This window comes from uncultured Kushneria sp. (assembly GCF_947497025.1).
GTDB lineage: Bacteria > Pseudomonadota > Gammaproteobacteria > Pseudomonadales > Halomonadaceae > Kushneria.
Genome location: NZ_CANMFC010000010.1, coordinates 37,348 through 61,411, shown reverse-complemented (window position 1 = coordinate 61,411; position 24,064 = coordinate 37,348). Strand labels below are relative to the sequence as shown.

Below are 24,064 nucleotides of genomic sequence, written 5' to 3'. Positions count from 1 at the left end.
TTTATTTGTTGTTGTGTGCGTTTGTTTGGCCTTTTATTTATTCCTGTCCTCCCCCTTCTTCCTTTTCATGATGTATCCCTGCCTTTTTGCTTAGTAAACAAGATGGGCTCCATATCCCCAGAGCAAGACGGCAATGGCAAGAAGCACCTCAAGTACCAGTACGCCAATGCCCAGCGTCGAGCTGGAAACGATGAAGCCCTCCTTGCGATCTATGCCCAGAAAGCCCGGTATGCCCAGATAAAGTAGATAGCCCGTGTAACAGAGTCCTGCTACCCCTGCCAGCACACACAGCCATACCATCGGATACAGAGCGACCAGCCCGGCCAGAAACATGGGGGTCGCCACATAACCGGCAAAAACGATGCAGCGATTCAGATCGGGATGAACGGGGTATCGTTGCGCCATGCGATGAATTACAAACCCCATCAGGGCGATGGCCCCCAGAATGGCCAGATAGAACAGAACGGCCAGCTGTAATGCGCTGGTCGTTGAAAGCGTTACGACGGCCGAGCGTCCGAAGTCCCAGCCGACAGTCGTTGTGCCAATAAAGGCGCTGACGACAGGGATGGCAGCCAATAAAAGAACATGGCTGGCATACATGTGTGTCGCGCTTTCGTGTTCCCCTTCGATGTGCTTCCACTCTCGATGAGGATGAGCCATGAGGCCCCAGACATGATGAATCATGATGCACTCCCAGGACCGCTCGGGGTCCAAAACAGTGTTGATGTCACGGACAAACGATTCATGCTTCATGCAGTTGGCCACCGGAAAGCGGCCACCTGTCTGGTACTATAGTGGGTGGTTATCTCCTGATGTGCCTGTCATGAACATCCATTGGTCGATAGAGAGGCATACTCGAGCAGAGTGCTGCTTTTTCAGCCATGCTTATCTGACAGGAAGTCCGCCTCGATAAACAGGTTGAAGTGGCATTCAGGCGCATATTTTTCAGGGGGCAGCAGTGATCTATTTTTTGGGTAATCTGTGGGACTGGATACAGGAAAACGCTACGGTCTTCAGCGGGCTGACCAGCGTTGGCATGCTGTTGATATGGGGCGTTTATCTGCAGCTGCTTCTGCATAACTTTCGTATGCAGCGCCGTCCTCAGATCATTATCAATCATGGCTATGGTCGAGGAATCGATTCACGTTGCATCGTCAGCAACATGAGTCAGTCTGCCGTGTTTGTCGACAGCATTATCGTCAAGCTCGAAACCAGCGATGGCCAGTATGTTACCGACGTGACCGATACTGTGGACGAGCAGGGAGAGGGCGGCAGTGATGTCGACATGAAAGAGCTGCGCCAGGTGACGCGACAGGGGCCGCTGGGTTCTGGCGAGTACATGAACGCGGGTACCTTTAGAACGCTGCTTCAGAAAGTGGCCAGTGAGCATGGTATTACCGTTGATGAAAGCTGTCGTCCGACCGGGGAGGTAGGTTTCAGTCGCGTTGAAATTCGACTGATCATGATTTTTGGTGCCGAGACCAGCCCAATAGGGGCAAGCCGACGATTCAACATGAAATACGATGACGATAAAAAACTGAGTCTTGTCCCCGAAACGATTGGAACGCAGCAGCTGGGCAAGCGGCGTCAACGGCTCAAGGTGCGCCGATGGCAGCGCGATCTGAGAATGCCACTTGATTCCAGTGATCGGCAGGGAGAGTAGATCATGACATGGCCATCGGATGGTGGCCATGCCATGAAGGGCGGGTCTAGATGTCGAACAGGGCGCCCCATTGATGATCGGTTTCGCGATCCTTGAACTTTGTCAGTCCGGCCGTCGGCGTAAAGGTCATCTCACCAAAATAAATGGCGTCACCCACTAGGTAAAAATCAACCCGAACGTAAGAGAAGCCGTTGGCAAGCTTGAGCGCCAGCTCAAGGGCCTCATCAAGCTGTTGCGGCCTTGGCATGGCCTGCCCGGTGCTGACTTCAGGCCGGCGAATTTCTACCAGCTCCCAGTCCTGATTGTAAAAATCGACCTTGTAATTGGTAAAGCGGTCGTGAGTCACTTCAATAAAAACGACCGGATCTTCGCCTTCGCGTTGAAAGCAATGGAACTTGAAATCCTTGGGGATGTTGCCAAGGTCATCCAGAAGCAGCTTTTCAAAAATCAGGCGGGGCTTGATCTGACGATAGTGTGCTTCGCGACAAACATCGTAAAAATCCTGCCCTAGCCAGTGCTGTCCCAGATTGTAGATCTGAGGAAAGGGGTGGTCGGCCTTGTCACGCACGAGCAGATTATATCCAAAGCCGTGATTGGCTTTCATGACAAAGCTTTCCGGCAGTGCTGAATAGGTGGCCGGTGTAGGCTCGGATTCTATGGCGTAGCAGGGCACCAGGTACTGTTCGCCGATGGTGTGCGCTACATAATCGCGTGCCGCAATCTTGTCGCTCAGAACAGAATAAATAGGCTGAGGATTAATTTTGCGATAGCAGATCTTTTCATTAAAGGTGCGCGGGTTTTTTAAATCCGGGAATTCTCCGAATACGCGTCGATAGCGAAGCGCCGTATGCCACTTGTCAGGAAGGACATTCATGATGCTGCGACGTGCCAGACGCAGGTACTCATCGATGCGGTCCCTTTTCTCCACATCGACCACCCTGCTGTCCTGCTTCTTCATTTGAGGCTCCGATTCAGCCGTCAGCGAGTCGGCAAACAGGTTTTTTACGGCCCTGGGCATATGCCCTCCTTCATTCTTGGATACCCTGCGAGACAGCTGCCCATTTGATTGGGTTGTTGCATCGGATGATGTCCTGTATTGGCCATGAACAACCTTGCCGGTTAACGAATAAATATAGTTCGCTGAACCGTTTATGAAGGTAGTCGTAAAATTTTCAGTTTGATCTGAAAAATGGTACGGCGCCATCCAGGGAAAACATCAGTCCGATAGGTATTAGCTGCGATAGCGTCATATTGGCAGCGTGTTCACCACCGGGATGTGCCGAAGTGGTGTTGCAGGTCACGTTGTGTATCTTTTGTTACTTTCTGCATAATTACCGCTGCCATTCGGGGTAATTAAAAAAATATTCATGGTCCACGACATTAAATCGTGTGGTACGCCCAGACAGGTAGGCTGGAACGCGCAAAGTGACGATCCTCATAAGGTTTCAATGTATCTGAGGGGTCCGGTCAAGTTTGGTGCATTATTCCTGGTAGGGCGAGTGATTATGAAGATTAAAGTTCCCATTGTTACTGATTGGAAATTCTTTTTGATCTTGGGATTGATTAAATTAATATATAATCGGCAGAGGTTAAGTAACTGATTGAAAAGCGCAAAATAAAAAAAAGCCGCTGATTGCTCAGCGGCTTTTTTGATGTTTGGTGGAGGCGGGGGGAGTTGAACCCCCGTCCGCCGGCACTCGTCCATCAGCTCTACATGCTTAGATTCGTCTTTTGGTTTAACCATATCGGCTCCGACGAGCAGGATCCGATACAGCGGGCTCTCTAATGTTTAGCGGTTGACGCGAGAACAAAGCCAACCACGATCCTGTCAGCTGTAGCTCATAGCCCCGTTACGATGAACAGGCACATCGCTTCGGGGTAAGAAGGTTACCAGCAGGGTTTAAGCTGCCAGCGCGCCCTCTTGAGCATAGTTTTCGTCATTTGCGACTATTTTAAAGTAACGTGGGATTTACGAGATACGTTACGCTCTCGGCATGCACCTCAGGATCTGCAACCGGCGTCGAATCCATAACGCCCCCAGATCAATACACAGTGTAGCAATAATTGAAGTGAGCGCCAATTGCTATCGGTACTGAAATACCTGATTCTGCGCGTACTGCTGCCATGCCGTTGCAGGGTTTCCCGGTTGATTAACGCTGCTCGCGTACCACACGCGCCTTCTGCCGCTGCCAGTCCCGTTGTTTTTCGGTTTCTCGCTTGTCATGCTTTTGTTTGCCGACCACCAGTGCCAGCTCGCATTTGACCAGATGCCCTTTCCAGTAAAGCCTCAACGGGACACAGGTATGTCCCTTGTCCTGCGTGCGTGAAAAAATTTTGGCAATTTCCTTTCTATGTAGCAGCAGCTTGCGCGTTCTGGCTGGTTCCGCCACTTCATGAGTGCTGGTCGTGTTCAAAGGCGTAAAATGGGCGCCCATGAGCCAGGCTTCGCCACGACGCACCAGAATATAGGTATCGGTCAGCTGTGCCTTGCCGGCGCGCAGGCTTTTGACTTCCCACCCGGATAAAGCAAGCCCTGCTTCGAAGCTCTCTTCGATGTGGTACTCATGGCGCGCCTTGCGGTTCTGGGCAATCAGGTTGCCTGAGGGCTGTTGTTTCTTCTTGCCCATCGAAATGTCATCTCCTTGACTATAAAGATCATGCAATACATCACATGCGCGTGCTCACCTTGAAATGGGGGGAGGCGTGATATCATTCAAGTATGTGTGAACAAACGTCAACCATGGTACGCGCTGAGCGTGCCTGCGTCATGGGAGAAGGGCATGCCCACCGTTGATCGCTCCGCGATGGTGCGCCATACCGATCAGCAGATGTTTGAGCTGGTGAATGATTTTGAACGCTATCCAGAATTTCTTCCCAACTGTCGCAACGCGCGTACGGTCGAAAGAAAAGACGATCATCTGGTAGGGGAACTGACCCTGGGCAAGGGAGGGATAGAACAGACCTTTCGCACCCACAATGCGCTCAAACCCTTTGATCGCATTGATCTGTCCCTGGCCAGCGGACCCTTCAGGCGTTTTGAGGGGTACTGGAAGTTTGTCGCCCTTGATGATCGCTCCTGCCGGGTAGAGCTGCATCTGGAGTTCGAGTTTTCCAGCCGGCTTTTGGGGATGGCCTTTGGACGCCTTTTCAATCAGCTGGCGGGCCAGCTGGTGGATGCCTTTATCGAGCGGGCAGACAGGGTGTACGGACGCTAATGCATGACGAAGAGAAATACATTACCTGCGAGGTCGTCTGGGCGACACCGGAGTCACAGTATCTCGAAATCATCACGGTACCTTTGGGTACCACGGTGCTGGGTGCGCTCGAAACTTCGGGTTTTTGCAATCGAGTAAGCGAATTGAGGAATGTGCCTCTCAATACGTTGAAGCTGGGGATATTCGGCGAGCATGTAAAATCGCCCGCCGATCAGCCAGTGCATCAAGGGGATCGCATCGAGATTTACAGGCCACTACAGGTTGACCCGAAGCAGGCTCGTCGGGCCCGGGCCCGACGAAAGGTCTGAATGCCGGTTATCCAGTCGATGACCTACAGGGCCGGATCCGCCGCGCCACCTTCGGGATTTGATGTTGGCTGGCCCATCGGAGAGACGACCTCTCCAGGACCGGCTGCGGCGGCTGACGCAGGGGCGTCACCCTGCTGGGTCCGGGGGCTGGCATCGATATCGCCGGCGGTCTGAATCTCCGCCAGTTGATTGCCATTAAAGACGAGCGAAACCTGCTTTTCAGTGATATTGTCGTCAGCATCCTTCAGCCGATAGACATAATTCCAGTGTGAATCGTCAAAGGCGTTGTACATCAAAGGGCTCCCCATGACCTGTACCACCTGCTGACGGCTCATGCCGGGCTGCAGCTGCGACACCATGTCAGGAGTGATCAGATTGCCCTGTGGCAGGTCGCGCTTATAAACGCACGCCGCTAACAGGCTGATCAGAAAAGAAAAAATTATAATCTTGAGCGTGTTTTGCATTTGCCTGGGACTTTCCCTATCGTTTGCCTTGATCGATCATACCCGATACATCCAGAGACTGCGAAGAGCTACCATGGCCGATAGAAATCAGGAATTACGCAAGGCGGGCCTCAAGGTGACCCTGCCCCGCGTAAAAATCCTTCAGATCCTCGAGGCGACTCGGGAAGAGGATCTGCACATGAGCGCTGAAGACGTCTACAAGGCGCTGCTGGATTCCGGTGAAGACGTCGGTCTGGCCACCGTTTATCGTGTTCTGACACAGTTCGAATCTGCAGGCCTTGTTGTACGTCATAATTTTGACGGCGGCCATGCTGTATTCGAAATGTCTCAGGAAGAACATCACGATCATATGCTGTGTCTGGAAACGGGCGAAGTCGTCGAGTTCTTTGATCGCGATATCGAACGCCGTCAGCGCGAGCTTGCCGAAGAGCGCGGCTACGAGCTGGTCGATCACGCCCTCGTGCTTTATGTTCGCCCCAAGGGGTCCAGTGCGACGCGTCAGGATGGCGGTGGCAATCGCCGCTGATCAGAGGCGACGAAGACCTGGGTGATCATGAAAACGCCGCGAATGTTCGCGGCGTTTTGACGTCGGTAAATCGAAGGCCCTTCTAATGGGCGGATCGTTGGCTGACGTCCAGCATCTCGCGGGCATGGGCCAGCGTGCGCTCTGAAAGGTGTACGCCCCCCAGCATTCGCGCCAGTTCTCGTACACGCCCACCCTCATCAAGCAGTGCCATGGTGGTATGCGTGGTGCGCTCATCCGCCTGCTTTTCGATATGCAGATGCTGATGTCCCTGCGCGGCGACCTGAGGCAGGTGCGTGACGCAGAGAATCTGACCGTGACTGCCCAGTTGACGCAGCAGCTGTCCGACGATTTCTGCCGTGGCGCCTGAAATGCCCACGTCCACCTCGTCAAAGACCAGTGTCGGAATGGTGCTGTGTTGTGCGGCAACCACCTGGATGGCAAGACTGACGCGGGACAGTTCGCCGCCCGATGCCACCCGCGTCAGGGCACGTGCCGGTTGCCCGGGGTTGGCGCTGATCAAAAAGCTGACCCGGTCCATCCCGTCGGGCTGTGCCGTCTCCCTGTGCGCGACATCAACGGTAAAGTCTGCCTTTTCCATGCCCAGAAAGGCCAGCTGGGACTTCACTTCCTCGCCCATGCGGCGTGCCGCCTCGATACGCTGTTCGGAGATCTGGCGCGCCAGCTCGCGCCAGGCGTTGCGCGCGGTTTCTGTGGCCTCGACCAGCGTCTCCATGTCTTCCCCGCCCTCCTGAAGATCGGCAAGCTCCGCCTGCAGGCGTTGATGCAGCGCCGGTACTTCCTCGGGCATGACGTGGTGCTTGCGTGCAATGCGGTGAATTTCGGCCAGACGTGACTCGACCGTCATCAGACGATCAGGGTCCAGTTCGGTAGCATTGACGTAGCGATGCAGCTCATAGCCTGCTTCCTGCAGCTGAATGCAGGCATCCCCCAGCATACCCAGAATGTTGGCCAGAGCGCCGCTATCGCTGCCGGGCAACTGCTCCAGTCGCTGTCTGGCCTGAGTCAGCCGGGGCAGGGCGCCACTCTCATCGTCGTCGCAACAGTCCGCGGCGAACTGTGCCTGGGTGATAAGCTCTTCGGCATTGGCCAGACGGGTCTGTTCCTCTTCAAGTGCCGAAAGCTCTTCTTCACCCAGTGCCAGCGCATCGAGTTCTTCAACCTGATAGCGCAGCAGCTGACAGCGAGCCTGCTGCTCGTCACCGCTTTCCCGTGCATTTTTCAGTCGGCGGCTGGCCTGTTGCCACTGGCGATAGATCTGCGTGAGCTGTTCGACCTTCTCGCTGTGGCCTGCAAAATCGTCCAGCAGGCGCAGGTGCGTTTCCTCACGCATCAGGGTCTGATGGGCATGCTGACCGTGGATATCAATCAGATGTTCGCTGAGCACCTTGAGATCGGCAAGCGTGGCCGGTACGCCGTTGATCCAGGCCTTCGAGCGACCGTTGGCGGTAACCGAGCGTCGCATCAGGCACTCCGTATCGTCGAGGTCGCGCTCGGCAAGCCAGGTGCGTGCCTCTGGTAGTTTCTCGACATCAAAGCGCACAGCCAGATCGGCCCGCGAAGCGCCATGGCGCACGCTGCCGGCATCGGCTCTTTCTCCCAGACAAAGCGACAGGGCATCCAGAAGAATGGACTTGCCGGCACCGGTTTCGCCGGTGATGGCCGTCATGCCATCCCGGAAATCCAGTTCCAGATGTTCAACGATGGCGTAGTTACTGATGGATAGCTGAGACAGCATGGCCACTCCCGTGTGCGGTGTCGCAAATGACTGGGTTTAGTGGATGGAGACTGATTTTATATACAGTGAATGTGTTTTTATACAGCTGCTCTGAACGGGCTTCAATACCCTGAATTGGTAATTTCATCGTCGTCATGCCTTGAGATTGCGACCCGAATGCCCCATCTGGGTAAACAGTTTTCAGCATGAATGTCGCTCTACAGGATGACGCACTGACAGCCGGTCGCGTATGCCCGCGCAAAATGAGCGCCATGATTCAAATGGTAGACACAGCGAGTCAGGAGTGGGGTATGACCAACAAGCCGCATGATCCAAGGGATGAAGAACTCGAGCGTGCCGAGCGCGAAGGCGAGCCGCAACCGCTTGACACCGACAATACGGATACTCTCGAGGATATCGAAGGCGAGCTGGCCTCGGACGACGATGCCGTACTGAGCCAGAGCGAGCAGGAAGCCGACGTTCTGGCCGGGCGCGTGGCAGAGCTCGAGCAGGAGCTGGCGCAGGCGAAGGACCAGCAGGTTCGGGCTGCGGCCGAAGCGCAAAACGTACGCCGCCGTGCCGAGCAGGATGCCGAGAAGGCCAAAAAGTTTGCGCTGGAAAAGTTCGTCAAGGAGCTGCTGCCGGTCGTGGACAGCCTCGAAAAGGGCCTTGAAAGCATGAGCGAGGATGTCAGCGAGACGCATCGTGAAGGCGTGTCCATGACCCTTCGGATGCAGCTGGACGTTCTCGGAAAGTTTGGCGTCGAGCAGATCGACCCGCACGGCGAGCCCTTCGATCCCCAGTACCATGAAGCCATGACGCAGGTGGCCAATCCGGAGCTGGATCCCAATACGGTCATGGACGTCATGCAGAAGGGATACACGCTCAATGGTCGCCTGGTGCGTCCGGCCATGGTGGTGGTGAGCAAGCAGGCCTGATTACCCGGTTTCGGATGATTTGTCGACAACGATACGTGTGGGGTCTTGAAAAGCAGCGTAATGCCCACACATAGGTAGACATACACGCAGCGTTGGCTGCGCATCGACAGCAATTCTGGTTCAAAAGATTTTTCGAGGTGACACTATGGGACGCATTATTGGTATCGACCTTGGCACAACCAACTCCTGTGTGGCTGTGCTTGATGGCGACAAGACCCGCGTAATCGAAAACGCTGAAGGTGCTCGCACGACACCTTCCATCATCGGCTATACCGATGACGGCGAAACACTGGTTGGTCAGGCGGCCAAGCGTCAGGCCGTCACCAATCCGAACAACACCCTGTATGCGGTCAAGCGTCTGATCGGCCGCAAGTTCAAGGATGACGTTGTTCAAAAGGACATCAAGATGGTGCCCTACAGCATCATCGAAGCCGACAACGGCGATGCCTGGGTTCAGGTCAACGACAAGAAGATGGCGCCGCCGCAGGTCAGCGCTGAAGTCCTGAAGAAGATGAAAAAGACCGCAGAGGATTATCTCGGTGAAGAGGTCACGGAAGCGGTCATCACCGTACCAGCCTACTTCAACGACTCTCAGCGTCAGGCCACCAAGGACGCCGGTCGTATCGCCGGTCTTGAAGTCAAGCGCATCATCAACGAACCGACGGCAGCCGCGCTGGCCTACGGGATGGACAGCAAGGGCGGCGACCGTACCATCGCGGTCTACGACCTGGGCGGTGGTACCTTTGATATCTCCATTATCGAAGTGGCTGATGTCGATGGTGAAAAGCAGTTCGAAGTGCTCGCAACCAACGGTGATACCTTCCTTGGCGGCGAAGACTTTGACCTCAAGCTGATCGACTATCTTGTCCAGCAGTTCAAGACGGATTCCGGTATCGACCTGTCGGGCGATTCGCTCGCCATGCAGCGTCTGAAGGAAGCCGCCGAGAAGGCCAAGATCGAGCTGTCTTCTGCCCAGCAGACCGAAGTCAATCTGCCCTATATCACGGCCGATCAGACCGGTCCCAAGCACCTGGCCGTCAAGGTCACGCGTGCCAAGCTTGAGTCGCTGGTCGAAGATCTGGTACAGCGCTCGCTCGGCCCGTGCAAGACGGCCATGCAGGACGCCGGTCTCTCCAACAGCGAGATTCAGGATGTGATCCTGGTCGGTGGCCAGACGCGCATGCCGATGGTTCAGCAAAAGGTAGCCGAATTCTTTGGTCAGGAAGCTCGCAAGGACGTCAACCCCGACGAAGCCGTGGCCATGGGTGCTGCGCTTCAGGGCGGCGTACTGGGCGGTGATGTCAAGGACGTGCTGCTGCTCGACGTGACGCCGCTGACGCTGGGTATCGAAACGATGGGGGGCGTCATGACGCCGCTGATCGAAAAGAACACCACGATCCCGACCAAGAAGACACAGACCTTCTCCACGGCCGAGGACAACCAGACAGCGGTGACCATCCATGCGCTGCAGGGTGAGCGCAAGCAGGCGGCACAGAACAAGTCGCTGGGTCGTTTTGACCTGGCCGACATTCCGCCGGCGCCGCGTGGTGTACCGCAGATTGAAGTGGCCTTCGATCTTGATGCCAACGGCATCCTGAACATTACGGCGAAGGACAAGGCGACCGGCAAGGAACAGTCGATCGTCATCAAGTCCTCCGGCGGTCTCTCCGATGACGAGATCGATCAGATGGTCAAGGACGCCGAAGCGCACGAGGCCGAGGACAAGAAGTTCGAGGAACTCGTTCAGCTGCGAAACCAGGCCGACGGCATGATTCACGCCTCGCGCAAGACGCTGGAAGAGTCCGGTGACAAGGCCACTGATGAAGATCGTCAGAGCATTGAAACGGCCATCAGCGAACTGGAAGAAGCGCTCAAGAGCGATGACCCCGAGCAGATCCAGCCGAAGCTGGATGCCCTGACCGAGGCTTCCGGTAACCTGGCCCAGAAAATGTACGCCGAGCAGGGCGAACAGGCTCAGGGCGAGCAGCCGGAAGGCGCTCAAAAGAGCGGTGATGATGTGGTCGATGCGGACTACGAAGAAGTCAACGACGATCAGAAAAAGCAGTAAGGTTTTCCACGCCTGATCTGTACAACGCGGGAGCCTTGCTCCCGCGTTGTTTTTGCAGGTGTCAGACTTCGGAGGATTCGTTAGACCATGTCCAAGCGTGACTATTATGAGGTCCTCGGCGTCGAGCGCGGCGCCGACGACAAGGAAATCAAGAAGGCCTATCGTCGCCTGGCACAGAAGTATCATCCCGATCGCAACCCTGATGATGAGACGGCTGCCGAGAAGTTTCGAGAGGTCTCTGACGCCTATGAAGTATTAGCCGACAGTGACAAGCGGGCGGCCTACGACCAGTTCGGTCATGCCGGCGTTGATGGTCAGGGCGGCGGCTTTGGCGGCGGTGGCTTTGGTGGTGCCGGTGGCTCAGGCGGTTTCAGCGATATCTTTGGTGACGTGTTCGGCGACATCTTCGGGGGTGCCGGCGGACGGCGTGGCCCGGGTGGTGCCGCGCGTGGCAGTGACCTGCGCTACAACCTGGAAATCGATCTGGAAGAGGCCGTTGCCGGCACGACGGTCGATATTCGCGTGCCGCGGCTGGTGGAATGCGATCGCTGTCACGGTGACTGCGCCGAACCCGGTACCAGCAAGCGCACCTGCTCCACCTGTAACGGCATGGGTCAGGTTCGCATGCAGCAGGGCTTTTTTGCCGTGCAGCAGCCCTGCCCGACCTGTCATGGCCAGGGGCAGATGGTGGATACGCCGTGCCGCAAGTGCCACGGTGAAGGGCGCGTTCAGGAGACGCGGACCCTGTCGGTCAAGATTCCGGCCGGCGTCGATACCGGTGATCGCATTCGTCTCAACGGTGAAGGTGAGGCCGGCGTGAACGGTGGCCCGGCAGGCGATCTGTATGTGCAGGTGGCCATCAAGGCCCATGCCATCTTCGAACGCGACGGGCGTGATCTCTACTGCGAAGTGCCCATCAATTTCGTGGACGCCACCCTCGGTGGTGAGCTTGAAGTGCCAACGCTCGAGGGTCGCGTCAAGCTGCGCATTCCGCCCGAGACCCAGACCGGCAAGCTTTTCAGGTTGCGCGGCAAGGGCGTCAAGCCGGTACGTGGCGGCGCACCGGGCGATCTGATGTGCAAGGTGGTACTGGAAACGCCGGTCAATCTCGATGAAGAGCAAAAGCAGCTGCTGCGTCAGTTCCAGGAAAGTCTGGACGGCACGGACACGCGCCATTCGCCGCGTAAAAGCCGCTGGTTTGACGGCGTGAAAAAGTTTTTCGATGACATGCGCCCATAAGCGTCTGGATCGACATCAAAACCCTGCCGGTCGGCAGGGTTTTTTTATGTTTGTCTGCATGGCCAGGCGTCCTGAGCCGGTATCAACTACGCTTGCAGCAGGTTTTCAACACAGGAAGAGCATCATGTCAGTCATGTATGAAACCACCGTCAATGTCTCCGGCGGACGCAAGGGACATGCCAGAAGTGATGACGGCATTCTTGATGTCGACCTCGCCATGCCGGGCAGTGGTACAGATGCCACCAATCCGGAGCAGCTGTTTGCTGCCGGTTATGCTGCCTGTTTCTCCAGCGCGGCCATGGGCGTGGCACGCCAGCAGGGTCACAAGCTCGATGACATCCCGGTGGCCGCTCATGTCACGCTGGATGCTGAAAATCATGACTACAATCTGGCGGTTAAACTGACTGCGGAAGTGGCTCTGCCCCAGGCCGAAGCGGAAAAGCTGATCGCTCAGGCGCATGAGATGTGCCCGTACTCCAAGGCCACTCGAGGCAACATTCAGGTCGATATCGAAGTGAAGGGTCACTGAGACCACCGTGTGATCCCGTCAAAAAACGCACCGCAGCTCTGATAGACTGCGGTGCGTTTTTTTATGAAGAGTACGGGCCATGTCGATCGTATCAATGCCGGCAAAGTGCTGGCTGAAAGGGCAGCAGCTTCTGGCGCTGCTGTGTCTTCTCGCTCTTGCCGGGTGCGCTGGCAGGCAGCTGTCTGAGGCACCGGGGGCCACCGCCTCGGGTGAGGCCTCCTTTTACAGCGACCGCCATCAGGGTGCGCGCACTGCCAGCGGTGAACGCTACAACAAAAATGCCATGACGGCAGCCCATCGAACGCTCGCCTTCGGTACCCGGGTGCGAGTGACCAATCTGAACAATCAGCGCCAGACAGTGGTGCGCATCAATGACCGCGGGCCCTTTTCCAAAGGGCGAATCATCGACCTGTCCCGAGCTGCGGCCAGTCAGATCGGCATGATTCGCAGTGGCGTCGCGCCGGTCAGGGTGGAAGTGCTGAAGTAGCTGTTCGACGGTTCGAAGCCGCCTGCCGGCAGGTGTTGCCAGAGCCTAAAGCGCGGTCTCAACCACCAGCATCGGGCTGCCTCTGGAGCAGGTTTCGATGCGCCCTTCGACCTGATAGACCTCGCGCAGGAGTTCGGCGGTGACCACGGCCCGCGTCGGCCCGCATGCCTTCAGGGCGCCGCCGGCCAGCACAATGGCCTGATCGGCAAAGCGCAGCGCGTGGCCAAGATCGTGCAGAGCCACGATGATCAGCATCTGACGCTGTTCGGCCAGTCGGCGAAGCACGCTCAAAAGCCCGATCTGGCGATGCAGGTCAAGCGCGGACGTGGGTTCATCCAGCAGAAGAATGTCAGGAGACTGGACCAGCGCCTGGGCGGCACTGACCAGCTGACGCTGGCCGCCGCTGAGATCCCCGATATCGCGTTGGGCCAGTGGCTGAAGATTGAGCTCGTCAAGGGCAGCATCCACCTGGGCCAGGTCCTCGGGCTGCACCTTGAGACGGCGACCCTGCATGCGTGCCAGCAAAACGCTTTCGTAGACGCTTAACACCGCATCGATGCGGGTTTCCTGTGGCATGTAGGCCACGGGGCGCTCGGCGTTTGTCCCGGCGATGCGAACCTGCCCGCCACCGGTTAGCAGCCCCAGAATGCGTCGAAACAGCGTGGACTTGCCCGCAGCATTGGGGCCCAGCAGCGCCACCACCTGGCCGCCCGACAGCGTCGGAGTGGTAATGCTCGAGAGCACTTCACGCTTGCCGTAGTGAGCGGTCACCTGTTCAAGCGTCAGGCTTACCATATCGATTTCTTCTGGTTGAGAACAAGAAAGAGAAAAAACGGAATGCCGACCAGCGAGGTGATGATGCCGATGGGAATCACCGTGCCCGGAATCAGCATCTTGGAAATCACTGATCCCACCGACAGGATCAGGGCGCCGCAGAGGGCGGACGCCGGCAGGAAGAAGCGTTGATCCTCTCCCACCAGCATCCGCGCGATATGCGGCCCCACCAGGCCGATAAAGCCGATCGTGCCGACAAAGGCCACGGACACTGACGCCAGCAGCGATACCAGCATCAACACCTGAAGCCGGAGCCGACGCGGCCGCACGCCCATGCTTTCGGCCTTGGCATCGCCCAGTCGCATGGCGGTCAGCGCCCAGCCGTGACGGGCCAGCAGCGGAATCGCAATCGCCAGTACCGCAAGCGATACCCAGACCTTGGGCCAGGTCGCCTTGGTCAGGCTGCCCATGGTCCAGAACACCACGGCCGACAGGGCCTGCTGGCTGGCAAAGAACTGGATCAACGCCATGAGCGCGTTGAAGATAAACACCATGGCAATGCCCAGCAGCACGATGGTTTCAATCGTCACGCCCCGGCGCATGCTCAATAGGTGAATCATCAGCGCCGTGAGCATGGCGACCAGAAACGCATTGATCGGCACGATATAGTCCACTGCGAACGGCACGATCGACACCCCAAAGGCCAGCGCCAGCGCCGCGCCGAACCCGGCACCGGCCGAAATGCCCAGTGTAAAAGGGCTGGCCAGCGGGTTGCTGAGGATGGTCTGCATCTGCGCGCCGGCAATAGAGAGACTCGCGCCAACCACGATCGCCATCAGCGCCACCGGCATACGGATCTGCCAGACAATGACGCTGATCTGTTCACTGACCGAGCCGGGCGTGAGCAGCGCGCTCAGCACCTCTGTCAGCTCATATCGAGCAGGCCCAAGTGCCAGATCGACGCAAAAGCTTAAAAACAGGGCGCCCAGAAGCCCCAGCAGGATCACCTGACGGCGCAGGACCATGGTGCGATAGAAGGTGCGACCCTGTTGGGGAGAGGTCATGGCGGCCGTCGACTTATTCATCTTCCGCCTCGAGCGACACCCAGTACCCTGGCTGGTACGTCAAAGGCAAAAAGCGTTCATGAAGCTCGCGCAGGGTGGCATCCGGATCGAGATCCTTGAAAAGGTCCGGATGGAACCATTTGGCCAGCTGCTGAATCGCCACAAAGTAATAGGGGCTGTTGTAGAACTGATGCCAGATGGCATGGACACGATCGTGTTTGACGGCATCGATGCCGGTCATGGCCGTGCGATGTGTCAGGGCTTCGAGCTTGCGGCGGGCTTCCGTCATGTCAGCGCCCGGCCCGACACCCACCCAGGCACCGCCGGGGACATAGGCTTCCCAATCGCCACCGGTGACCACGACCTGCTGCGGGTTGGAGGCGATGATCTGTTCGGGATTGAGGGTGCCAAAGGTGTTGGGGATGATGTCGTCGGCAATGTTCTGGCCGCCAGCAATGCGAACGTAGTCACCGAAATTGTGCGGACCAAAGCTCATGCAGCAGTCATCAGAGTAGCCGCCGGCGCGGTCGATAAATACGCGCGGGCGCTCCGGGTCGGCCTGTTCAATCACATCGGTGACGCGCGCCATCTGCTGGTTGGAAAAGTTGATAAAGCGCTCTGCTTCATTTTCCTTGTCCAGAAGCCTCCCCATGAGCCGGATCGAGGCCGGGGTGTCCTTGATGGGATCTTCACGAAAATCCACATAGACAATGGGGATGCCCAGGGCGGCGAGCTTGTCCTCGTAGCCGGCATCTTCGGTGGCCGTTTGCGCCTCGATGTTCATGAAGACCACATCGGGTTTGAGAGAAGCGGCCTGCTCCACGTCAAAGGTGCCATCCTTGAAACCGCCAAAGGTCGGAATGTCTTTCAATTCGGGAAATTTTGCGGCATAGGCGGCGTATGTTTACGGATCGGCCTGCGAGAGGTTCTCGCGCCAGCCCACCACACCGTTAAAGGGGGTTTTCGGCTGCAGTACGCTCAGCAGATAGATCTGGCGGCCCTCGCCAAGAATCATGCGTTTGACCGGGGTCTCGACATGGACCTGACGGCCTGCCACATCGGTGACCACCATTTCCTTTGCCGAAGTGATGCCGGAGAACAGGACAAGCGCTACGAAAGCGGTAAACAGCAGGTTTCTTTTCATGATCGTTGTAATGGCCAGAGAGGGAAACACACGTTGTGAACGCGATACCGGTCAGCGTCCTGCCATGTGATGATAAGGTTTATCATTCGCATTTTTCGGCATTATGCGAGGTTTCACGCAGACCGTCGAGCGCCACGAGTCGGGAATCGCATTGAGGCAGGTGCGAAAGTAACAGAACCTTCTTTCAGGTCGCCTGAGGTATATAAGAGCTCCATTAAAATGGCCCCGTTCGCAGACTGCGAACGGGGCCATGGGCCTTGTGATACCAGATAAAAGAGCCCTTGGTTTATCCGGCGTCGGAGGTTTCCTCCCAGTCTTTGACCACATCCGACATGGTCTTCAGTCGTGCCACCGCAAGTCTGGAAACGGGATCGAGCTCACTGCCGTCATGATCGGCATAGTCGATGATCCGGCGCTTCATGTCGCGGGCCCAGAATTTCTTGAGATGGCCGGCAATCTGCTCGGCTGATGCCTCATCGCTGTCATGATGGCGATTATTGAGGCTGATCTGATTGACCATTCTGATCAGCGGTGTCACGGGATCGTTCATGTCCACCTCGCACTCTGGATGAATTCCGGGGTGACAGCGCTCACTTGAGCGCCGGCTCCGGTGACTCGGCACTGGCCAGATAGCCCTGCTGGCGTTCATCAAAACGCTGGAACTGCTGCTGCCAGGTCGACGGCTGCGAGACCTTCTCGACCTGCACTGCCGTCACCTTGTACTCGGGGCAGTTGGTGGCCCAGTCGGAGTTGTCGGTCGTGATCACGTTGGCACCACTGCCCGGATGGTGGAAGGTGGTGTAGACCACGCCCGGCGCCATGCGATCGCTGACCAGACAGCGCAGCACGGTGTGGCCCACGCGGCTGCGAATGCCCAGCCAGTCACCGTCACGCAGGCCGCGATCCTCGGCATCTGACGGATGGATCTCCAGCACGTCTTCCGAGTGCCAGCTGCTGTTGGCGGTGCGGCGTGTCTGGGCGCCAACATTGTACTGGCTAAGGATGCGCCCGGTGGTCAGCAGCAGCGGATAGCGCGCATTGACCCGCTCTTCGGTGGCCACGTACTCGGTGATGGCAAAGCTTCCCTTGCCGATCGGGAAGTCCACGCCGTGCATGGTGGGCGTACCCAGCGGGTAGTCGTCATTACAGGGCCACTGGATACTGCCCAGCTGCTCGAGCTTGTCATAGCTCACCCCGGTGAAGGTCGGTGCAAGGCTTGCGATCTCGTCCATGATCTCGGACGGATGGCTGTAGTGCATGGGATAGCCCAGCGCGTTGGCCAGATCCTGAGTGACTTCCCAGTCTTCCTTGCCGGCCACCGGCGGCATCACCCGCCGCACGCGATTGATGCGACGCTCGGCGTTGGTGAAGGTGCCGTTTTTCTCGAGGAAGGTGGCACCCGGCAACAGTACATGGGCGTATTTCGCCGTTTCGTTGAGGAAAATATCCTGCACGATCAGACAGTCCAGCGCTGACAGGGCCGATTCGACGTGCTGGGTGTTGGGATCGGACTGTGCAATGTCCTCGCCCTGCACGTAGAGCGCCTTGAAGGTGCCGTTGATGGCGGCATCAAACATGTTGGGGATACGAAGCCCCGGCTCGTCATCAAGTGTGGTGTTCCATACGGCTTCAAAGCGCTGGCGGATTGCCGGATCGGCCACGTGCTGATAGCCCGGCAGTTCATGCGGGAACGAGCCCATGTCGCAGGAACCCTGCACGTTGTTCTGACCGCGCAGCGGATTGACCCCGACGCCTTCCCGACCGATGTTGCCGGTCGCCATCGCCAGGTTGGCGATGGCCATGACCGTGGTCGAGCCCTGGCTGTGCTCGGTCACGCCCAGTCCGTAGTAGATCGCACCGTTGCCGGCGCTGGCGTAGGCACGCGCGGCTTCGCGAACGGCCGCGGCAGGAACGCCGGTGTCGCTTTCCACCGCTTCCGGGGCGTGGCGCGGGTCAGAGATGAAGGCGCGCCAGCGCTGATAGCCCTCGGTGTCGCAGCGACGGGCGATGAAATCAGTGTCTTCCAGGCCTTCGGTAACCACCACATGGCCCAGCGCATTGACCAGCGCCACGTTGGTCCCCGGCTTGAGCGCCAGGTGCAGGCCCTGACCGCCGTGAGGCGTTCTCAGCAGATCGATGCGGCGCGGGTCGGCGACGATCAATGTGGCGCCCTGGCGCAGGCGACGCTTCATCTGCGAGGCGAACACCGGGTGGGCATCGGTGGGGTTGGCACCGATGACCAGAATGGTGTCGGCCTTCATGACCGAATCGAAGGTCTGGGTGCCGGCGGACTCGCCCAGCGTGGTCTTGAGGCCGTAGCCGGTCGGCGAGTGACAGACACGGGCACAGGTGTCGGTGTTGTTGTTGCCCAGCGCGGCGCGAATCAGCTTCTGGACCAGATAGGTCTCTTCGTTGGTACAGCGCGACGAGGTGATGCCACCGACGCTGTCGCGACCGTACTGATGCTGAATCTCCTTGAGACGGCGAGCGGCAAAGCCGATGGCCTCCTCCCAGGAGACCGCACGCCAGGGCTGGTCGATTGAGTCGCGGATCATCGGTTCGCGAATGCGATCCTTGTGGGTGGCGTAGCCAAAGGCAAAGCGACCCTTGACGCAGGAGTGACCGTGGTTCGCGTCGCCGCCCTTGTACGGCACCATGCGCACCAGCTTGTCGCCCTTCATCTGTGCCTCGAACGAGCAGCCCACGCCGCAGTAGGCGCAGGTGGTGACGACGCTGTGCTCCGGCACGCCTTCCTCGATGACGCTCTTTTCCATCAGCGTCGAGGTGGGGCAGGCCTGAACACAGGCGCCGCAGGAGACGCACTCGGAGTCCATGAAGGGTTCGTTCTGGCTGGCGGCCACCTTCGAGTCGAAACCGCGACCTTCGATGGTCAGGGCAAAGGTACCCTGCACTTCGCCGCAGGCGCGCACGCAGCGTGAGCAGACGATGCACTTGCTGGGGTCGAAGCTGAAATAGGGGTTGGAGTCATCGATCTCGGCGTCGAGATGGTTGGCACCCTCAAAGCCGTAGCGCACCTCGCGAAGTCCCACGACGCCCGCCATGTCCTGCAGCTCACAGTCGCCATTGGCCGGACAGGTCAGACAGTCCAGCGGGTGATCGGAGATGTAGAGCTCCATGATGTTGCGGCGCAGTTTTGCGATTCTGGCGTTCTGCGTCGTGACCGACATGCCCTCAACCACCGGCGTGGTGCACGACGCCGGCATGCCGCGTCGGCCTTCGATCTCTACCGCACAGAGTCGGCAGGAGCCAAACGCCTCAAGGTTGTCCGAGGCGCACAGGCGGGGGATGGTGATGCCGGCCAGCGCCGCAGCGCGCATGACCGAAGTCCCTTCCGGAACGCGAATGGCGGTGCCGTCGATGGTCAGCTCGACCGGCGTCTCGGACGTGCGCGCCGGCGTGCCCAGGTCGCGGTCGAAAAAGGCCGGATTGAAGGTGTTCTGATGGTCACCGACGCCACCCAGTCCAGCATTGAAGGCGTGTGGGTCGGCCTGTTTGGGATCGACTGTCTTGGGATCGAAGTAGTTCAGCATGTCGTACCTCCCGCCGTGACGGCTTGTCGAGGTGTCAGATCATCGGGAAAGTGCTGCATGACGCTCTGGACCGGGAACGGGGTCATCCCGCCCATGGCACATAGCGATCCATCGACCATGGTGTCGCAGAGATCGGTGAGCAGGGCGAGGTTCTTGTCAAACGACTCCCCGGCGCGGATGCGATCAATGACCTCCACGCCACGCACGGCGCCGATCCGGCACGGCGTGCACTTGCCGCAGGACTCCACGCTGCAAAATTCCATGGCAAAGCGGGCCTGGTCGCCCATGTCGACGGTGTCGTCGAACATCACCACCCCGCCGTGGCCCACCACGCCCCCAAACGCGGCGAAGCCTTCATAATCGACCGGATGGTCCCACTGGCTTTCTGGCAGATAGGCACCCAGTGGGCCGCCGACCTGAACGGCCTTGAGCGGACGACCGCTCAGGGTGCCGCCGCCAAACCCTTCCATCAGTTCACGCAGGTTGGTGCCGAAGGCGAGTTCCACCAGTCCGCCGCACCGGACGTTGCCGGCCAGTTGAATGGCCAGTGTCCCGCGCGAGCGTCCCAGACCGTAGTCGGCGTAGGTCTGACCGCCCTGATCCAGAATAAAGGGCACTGCCGCCAGCGACAGTACGTTATTGACCACGGTGGGCCGGCCAAACAGCCCCTCGATGGCGGGCAGCGGCGGTTTGGCCCGCACCAGCCCACGCTTGCCTTCGAGGCTTTCCAGCAGGGACGTTTCTTCGCCGCAGATATAGGCACCGGCCCCCAGACGCACTTCCAGATGAAAGGCGCGGCCGCTGTCCAGAATATTGTCACCGAGATAGCCGGCCGCCACGGCGCGCTCGATCGCTTCATCCAGAATGGCATGCGCCAGCGGGTACTCGGAGCGCAGATAGATGTAGCCCTGATCGGCGCCCACGGCGAGGCCGGCAATGGTCATGCCCTCGATCAGCATGTAGGGATCACACTCCATCACCAGGCGGTCGGCGAAGGTGCCGGAGTCGCCTTCATCGGCGTTGCAGACCACGTATTTCTGCCCCGGCGGCTGATCGTGGACGGTCTGCCACTTGATGCCGGTGGGGAAGGCCGCCCCGCCACGACCGCGCAGGCCGGAGGTCTTGACCTCATCGACCACGGCCTGGCTGTCCAGTGCCAGCGTCTTTTTCAGGCCTTCAAAGCCGCGCAGGGCCGTGTAGTCCTCGATCGATACGGGGTCGGTAATGCCAATGCGCGAGAAGGTCAGGCGCTGCTGGCGCTTGAGGTAGGCGATCTCTTCGGTCAGCCCCAGTGCCAGGGGATGATCCTGTCGGCCCTCGAGCAGTCCGGCCTCCAGCAGGGCGTCGACATCACCGGGCGTGACCGGACCGAACGCCACCCGGCCCTCGGGTGTATCAATCTCGATCAGCGGTTCCAGATAAAACAGGCCACGGGAGCCGTTGCGCACGAGGTTGATCTCGACATCGCGGGCTTTTGCGCCGCGCTGGAGACGAATGGCGACCCGATCGGCACCCAAGGCCAGCGCCGTGGTGTCCCGGGGGACGTAAACGGTAACGGTCATCACTTCACCTCCACGACGGTCGCCGACAGCTCATCCGTCAGTTGATCGAACCGCTCGGGCGTCATGCGCCCATACACGTCGTCATTGACGCGAATGGACGGTCCGCAGGCACAGTTGCCCAGACAGTAGACCGGCTCGAGGGTGAGTTCGTGATCCGGCGTGGTCTGGTGGTAGTCGATGCCCAGCGCCTTTTTCGCATGCGCCTCGAGCTGGCGGCTGCCCACCGACTGACACGCCTCGGCGCGACAGATCTGGACGACGTTGCGTCCTGCCGGATGGGTGCGAAAGTGATGATAGAAGCTGATGATGCCGTGCACTTCGGCGCGGGTGTGGCGCAGGGCGTCGGCGATCATGGGCACTGCCGCCTCGGGTATGAAGCCGAAACGGTCCTGAAGGGCGTGCAGCGTTGGCAGCATGGCGCCCGGTCTCTCGCGATGAGCGTCAATCACTGCCTGAATTTGCGCCGGCGTCCAGGCATCGGCGACGGGGGATGGGGTCTGTGACATGGCCGGATCTCATCAGGTCGGAGGATGCAAGCGACAACGCTCATCCGATCGTCTTATAGGAATCGTTATGCATAACTGTTTTTAAGTCAGGGTCACGCTCTCGACCAAATTAGCACTCTCTATACGGCGGCAAAATATGAATGAAAATGCTTAGCAAAAAGTTGAATATCGCCCCGGCCTGGCGTTTTTATCGCGAGGATGGCGAGCTGCTCGACCCGGTGTTGTTCGTGCTTCTGGCGGGGCTGCTCGATACCGGCAAGCTCACCCACGCCGCCAGCCGGGCCAATGTTTCCTATCGTCATGCCTGGAATCTGCTCAATCGGGCCGAGACCTTTTTTGGCATGTCGTTGGTGGAGATGCGCCGTGGCCATGGCACGCAGCTCTCGCCGCTGGGGGAGAAGCTCTTGTGGGCGGAGCAGCGGGTACGTGCGCGGCTGGGGCCACAGATCGACAGCATGGCCTCCGAGCTTAATCACCAGCTGCAGCAGCTGTTGGACGGCGCGCACCCAGTGCTGCGTCTTCACGCAAGTCATGGCTATGCCGTGGCCCTTTTGCCGGAGTTTCAGGGCGAGCTGGATCTGCGCTACTGCTCCTCCATTGAGGCACTAGAGGCGCTGCGACGCGACGAGTGTGATCTGGCAAGCCTGCATCTGCCGGTGGACCCACCTCTGGCCGAGCAGGTCATGACGGTCTATCGTCCCTGGCTGTCCGGCCAGAATTTAAGCGTTATCCGCTTTGTGACCCGGTGCCAGGGACTGATGCTGCGTCATGAGGATCATCATCGAATTCGTACCATGGCCGATCTGGCCTGTGGCGATATTCGATTTATCTATCGCAATGAACGCTCAGGGACCCGCATGCTGTTCGATCTTCTGCTGGCGGAGCATGGCGTTGATGGGACCGAGCTCCCCGAGGCACGCCATGAGGAGTTTACGCATACGGCGGTCGCCGCCTACGTGGCGGCGGGCATGGCAGATGCCGGCTTTGGGGTAGAGGCGGCTGCTACGCAGTTCGGACTTGATTTCGTTTCCCTGGCCACCGAGCACTATTTATTGGTCTGTCACACCGAACGGCTGGCTCAGGAAAATATGCAGGCGCTGCTGGGCTATATGGCCTCGCGTGGCTTTCTGGCCGAGCTGGCGAGCCTGAATGGTTACGCGCCGGACCGCTGCGGGGAGGTGATGACCCTTGAGACGCTGTTGGCAGAAAACGCGGCCGGTCCTGAAGCGGAGTGCTGATGACCGGTGGCTCCAGGGCCGGCACCGGGGTGGTCACTCTGCAGGTGTCGGGACGTCAAAACACCACAGAAGCGAGCGCTGTAGCCAGCTGAGGTTATCGTCGCTGATCATCAGATAGCGCTGTGGCGCGATTTGTGCCAGCCCTTCAAAGTTGTCCAGCCGCCAGCCCTCGTCGCTGGCCAGACGGGCAATGGTGCTGCCGGGAACAACGCTGTCCGGTGCAGCGCCTGAAAGCCGGGCGCGACGCAATGAGATGATCAAGGGACGGCCGATCTTGAAGTTGCGCTCCAGCAGCAGTAGATCGTCGCCCAATGGGGCCATCGCCGTCAGGCCGCTTTGTGCCTCGGTGCGCTGCCAGCGCCACTGACGGCCGTCGAGATCAAACAATCGACTTTCATGGTCAGTCATTCCCTTTGAGGCAAACTCGAGCCCGGCAATAATTCCATGGTCGGGATGGTTGACCAGCGCTTCCAGACTGCCGTTGTCGCGCGCGCCTTCCAGCGCCGAAGGCTGTATCGCCTCTCCCAGTGGTCTCCCGTCAAGCGTGAAACGCTGCAGCCGATGGCGACGCTCAAACCCGATCAGCAGCTGTGGTTCTCCCTGCTCCCCCTTGATCAACACCATGGATTCACTGTCGGCCCAGGGCATCTCAAGCGGTTTTCCCGTTTGATCACGAAGCGGTGTCGAGTCGAGCAGCTCAAGGCGCGTCAGTTGCTGGCGGTCGTCGAAATGGGGGCGTGCCCGATAGAGCCGGGCACGATCGGAAAGCATGTACAGCAGATGGTTTTCCTGATCAAACGCCAGCTCCGACAGTCCTCCGAGGGGTTGACCGTCGGGCATGCGATCCGGCAGCTCCAGCATGCCGCACCACTCAAGGCGCTCGGGAGATGAGCCGCCCGGCGGGCCGCCCGGGTCGACAACGCCTGCCCGGGTGCAGCCGGGCAGCAGGGCCAGCCACAGGGCCAGGGCAGCTGTAGAAAGGAAGTGTTGGGTACGTCTGTCCGCCATGGGGTCGTCCGGTTGCGAGGTCTGATGGGTTATAGTGGCAGAGAT

General features: G+C 58.8%; 24 protein-coding genes and 1 other RNA gene. 10 read left to right on the top strand and 15 right to left on the bottom strand.

The window, feature by feature from the left end:
• Positions 1–90 precede the first annotated feature (90 nt).
• On the bottom strand, positions 91–684 hold the full coding sequence (locus Q0931_RS15685) for a Yip1 family protein (RefSeq protein ID WP_299261939.1): 594 nt from the start codon (positions 682–684) through the stop codon (positions 91–93).
• Positions 685–958: 274 nt separating this feature from the next.
• On the opposite strand from Q0931_RS15685, the gene Q0931_RS15680 reads away from it, so the two are divergent.
• Positions 959–1,663, top strand: coding sequence for a hypothetical protein (locus Q0931_RS15680; protein ID WP_299261938.1), 705 nt, complete (start codon positions 959–961; stop codon positions 1,661–1,663).
• A 46-nt stretch (positions 1,664–1,709) separates the two neighbouring features.
• Here Q0931_RS15680 and Q0931_RS15675 read toward each other — a convergent pair whose 3' ends face one another.
• The 3 genes from Q0931_RS15675 to smpB form a co-directional block, all read right to left on the bottom strand.
• Entirely contained in the window at positions 1,710–2,867 is a 1,158-nt protein-coding gene (locus Q0931_RS15675) for an ATP-grasp fold amidoligase family protein (RefSeq protein ID WP_299261937.1), read from the bottom strand.
• A gap of 453 nt (positions 2,868–3,320) precedes the next feature.
• Positions 3,321–3,702, bottom strand: a transfer-messenger RNA (tmRNA) gene (gene ssrA / locus Q0931_RS15670).
• Positions 3,703–3,813: 111 nt separating this feature from the next.
• The gene (gene smpB / locus Q0931_RS15665; RefSeq protein ID WP_108844066.1) at positions 3,814–4,290 is read right to left on the bottom strand and encodes an SsrA-binding protein SmpB; all 477 of its coding nucleotides are present in this window, start codon (positions 4,288–4,290) and stop codon (positions 3,814–3,816) included.
• A gap of 153 nt (positions 4,291–4,443) precedes the next feature.
• On the opposite strand from smpB, the gene Q0931_RS15660 reads away from it, so the two are divergent.
• Together Q0931_RS15660 and Q0931_RS15655 are read left to right on the top strand one after the other, a co-directional pair.
• Entirely contained in the window at positions 4,444–4,878 is a 435-nt protein-coding gene (locus tag Q0931_RS15660) for a type II toxin-antitoxin system RatA family toxin (protein ID WP_299261936.1), read from the top strand.
• On the top strand, positions 4,878–5,186 hold the full coding sequence (locus tag Q0931_RS15655) for an RnfH family protein (RefSeq protein WP_299261935.1): 309 nt from the start codon (positions 4,878–4,880) through the stop codon (positions 5,184–5,186). Before Q0931_RS15660 ends, Q0931_RS15655 begins: the two co-directional genes overlap by 1 nt.
• 23 nt (positions 5,187–5,209) lie before the next feature.
• Here the strand turns inward: Q0931_RS15655 and Q0931_RS15650 are convergent, their stop codons facing one another.
• A complete protein-coding gene (locus Q0931_RS15650) occupies positions 5,210–5,650 on the bottom strand; it encodes an outer membrane protein assembly factor BamE (RefSeq protein WP_299261934.1) in 441 nt (146 codons plus the stop codon).
• A 73-nt stretch (positions 5,651–5,723) separates the two neighbouring features.
• On the opposite strand from Q0931_RS15650, the gene fur reads away from it, so the two are divergent.
• Positions 5,724–6,176 carry a ferric iron uptake transcriptional regulator gene (gene fur / locus Q0931_RS15645; protein ID WP_086620854.1) on the top strand — a complete coding sequence of 151 codons (453 nt, stop codon included), beginning with the start codon at positions 5,724–5,726 and terminating at the stop codon, positions 6,174–6,176.
• 82 nt (positions 6,177–6,258) lie between these two features.
• On the opposite strand, the gene recN is transcribed toward fur, so the two are convergent.
• Positions 6,259–7,932, bottom strand: coding sequence for a DNA repair protein RecN (gene recN, locus Q0931_RS15640; RefSeq protein WP_299261933.1), 1,674 nt, complete (start codon positions 7,930–7,932; stop codon positions 6,259–6,261).
• Between the two features lie 290 nt (positions 7,933–8,222).
• Between recN and grpE the strand changes: the two genes are divergently transcribed.
• From grpE to Q0931_RS15615, 5 genes are all read left to right on the top strand, one after another.
• On the top strand, positions 8,223–8,849 hold the full coding sequence (gene grpE / locus Q0931_RS15635; RefSeq protein ID WP_299261932.1) for a nucleotide exchange factor GrpE: 627 nt from the start codon (positions 8,223–8,225) through the stop codon (positions 8,847–8,849).
• Positions 8,850–8,994: 145 nt separating this feature from the next.
• Positions 8,995–10,917 (top strand): molecular chaperone DnaK, encoded by a 1,923-nt coding sequence (gene dnaK / locus Q0931_RS15630; RefSeq protein WP_299261931.1) that lies wholly within the window; start codon positions 8,995–8,997, stop codon positions 10,915–10,917.
• A gap of 87 nt (positions 10,918–11,004) precedes the next feature.
• Positions 11,005–12,156: a molecular chaperone DnaJ gene (dnaJ, locus tag Q0931_RS15625; RefSeq protein WP_299261930.1), complete on the top strand. Its 1,152-nt coding sequence runs from the start codon at positions 11,005–11,007 to the stop codon at positions 12,154–12,156.
• A gap of 124 nt (positions 12,157–12,280) precedes the next feature.
• Positions 12,281–12,685 (top strand): organic hydroperoxide resistance protein, encoded by a 405-nt coding sequence (locus Q0931_RS15620; RefSeq protein ID WP_299261929.1) that lies wholly within the window; start codon positions 12,281–12,283, stop codon positions 12,683–12,685.
• A 79-nt stretch (positions 12,686–12,764) separates the two neighbouring features.
• On the top strand, positions 12,765–13,172 hold the full coding sequence (locus tag Q0931_RS15615; protein WP_299261928.1) for a septal ring lytic transglycosylase RlpA family protein: 408 nt from the start codon (positions 12,765–12,767) through the stop codon (positions 13,170–13,172).
• Between the two features lie 45 nt (positions 13,173–13,217).
• On the opposite strand, the gene Q0931_RS15610 is transcribed toward Q0931_RS15615, so the two are convergent.
• The 8 genes from Q0931_RS15610 to Q0931_RS15575 all read right to left on the bottom strand — a co-directional run bounded on the left by Q0931_RS15610 (position 13,218) and on the right by Q0931_RS15575 (position 21,773).
• Positions 13,218–13,967, bottom strand: a complete 750-nt coding sequence (locus Q0931_RS15610) for an ABC transporter ATP-binding protein (RefSeq protein WP_299261927.1) — start codon at positions 13,965–13,967, stop codon at positions 13,218–13,220.
• A complete protein-coding gene (locus Q0931_RS15605; RefSeq protein ID WP_299261926.1) occupies positions 13,961–15,031 on the bottom strand; it encodes an iron ABC transporter permease in 1,071 nt (356 codons plus the stop codon). The genes Q0931_RS15610 and Q0931_RS15605 overlap by 7 nt, the downstream gene beginning before the upstream one ends.
• Positions 15,024–15,881, bottom strand: a complete 858-nt coding sequence (locus Q0931_RS15600; protein ID WP_299261925.1) for an ABC transporter substrate-binding protein — start codon at positions 15,879–15,881, stop codon at positions 15,024–15,026. The genes Q0931_RS15605 and Q0931_RS15600 overlap by 8 nt, the downstream gene beginning before the upstream one ends.
• Positions 15,882–15,914: 33 nt before the next feature.
• Positions 15,915–16,154 (bottom strand): hypothetical protein, encoded by a 240-nt coding sequence (locus Q0931_RS15595; RefSeq protein ID WP_299261924.1) that lies wholly within the window; start codon positions 16,152–16,154, stop codon positions 15,915–15,917.
• 286 nt (positions 16,155–16,440) lie between these two features.
• Complete coding sequence (locus Q0931_RS15590) at positions 16,441–16,704, bottom strand: formate dehydrogenase subunit delta (RefSeq protein WP_299261923.1); 264 nt, start codon at positions 16,702–16,704, stop codon at positions 16,441–16,443.
• A gap of 40 nt (positions 16,705–16,744) precedes the next feature.
• A complete protein-coding gene (gene fdhF / locus Q0931_RS15585) occupies positions 16,745–19,705 on the bottom strand; it encodes a formate dehydrogenase subunit alpha (RefSeq protein ID WP_299261922.1) in 2,961 nt (986 codons plus the stop codon).
• On the bottom strand, positions 19,699–21,267 hold the full coding sequence (locus tag Q0931_RS15580) for an NADH-quinone oxidoreductase subunit NuoF (protein ID WP_299261921.1): 1,569 nt from the start codon (positions 21,265–21,267) through the stop codon (positions 19,699–19,701). Before Q0931_RS15580 ends, fdhF begins: the two co-directional genes overlap by 7 nt.
• Positions 21,267–21,773, bottom strand: coding sequence for a formate dehydrogenase subunit gamma (locus Q0931_RS15575; protein WP_299261920.1), 507 nt, complete (start codon positions 21,771–21,773; stop codon positions 21,267–21,269). The genes Q0931_RS15580 and Q0931_RS15575 overlap by 1 nt, the downstream gene beginning before the upstream one ends.
• Positions 21,774–21,919: 146 nt before the next feature.
• Between Q0931_RS15575 and Q0931_RS15570 the strand changes: the two genes are divergently transcribed.
• Positions 21,920–23,011 (top strand): substrate-binding domain-containing protein, encoded by a 1,092-nt coding sequence (locus Q0931_RS15570; RefSeq protein ID WP_299261919.1) that lies wholly within the window; start codon positions 21,920–21,922, stop codon positions 23,009–23,011.
• A 33-nt stretch (positions 23,012–23,044) separates the two neighbouring features.
• Here Q0931_RS15570 and Q0931_RS15565 read toward each other — a convergent pair whose 3' ends face one another.
• The gene (locus Q0931_RS15565; protein ID WP_299261918.1) at positions 23,045–24,019 is read right to left on the bottom strand and encodes an esterase-like activity of phytase family protein; all 975 of its coding nucleotides are present in this window, start codon (positions 24,017–24,019) and stop codon (positions 23,045–23,047) included.
• Between the last annotated feature and the right edge of the window lie 45 nt (positions 24,020–24,064).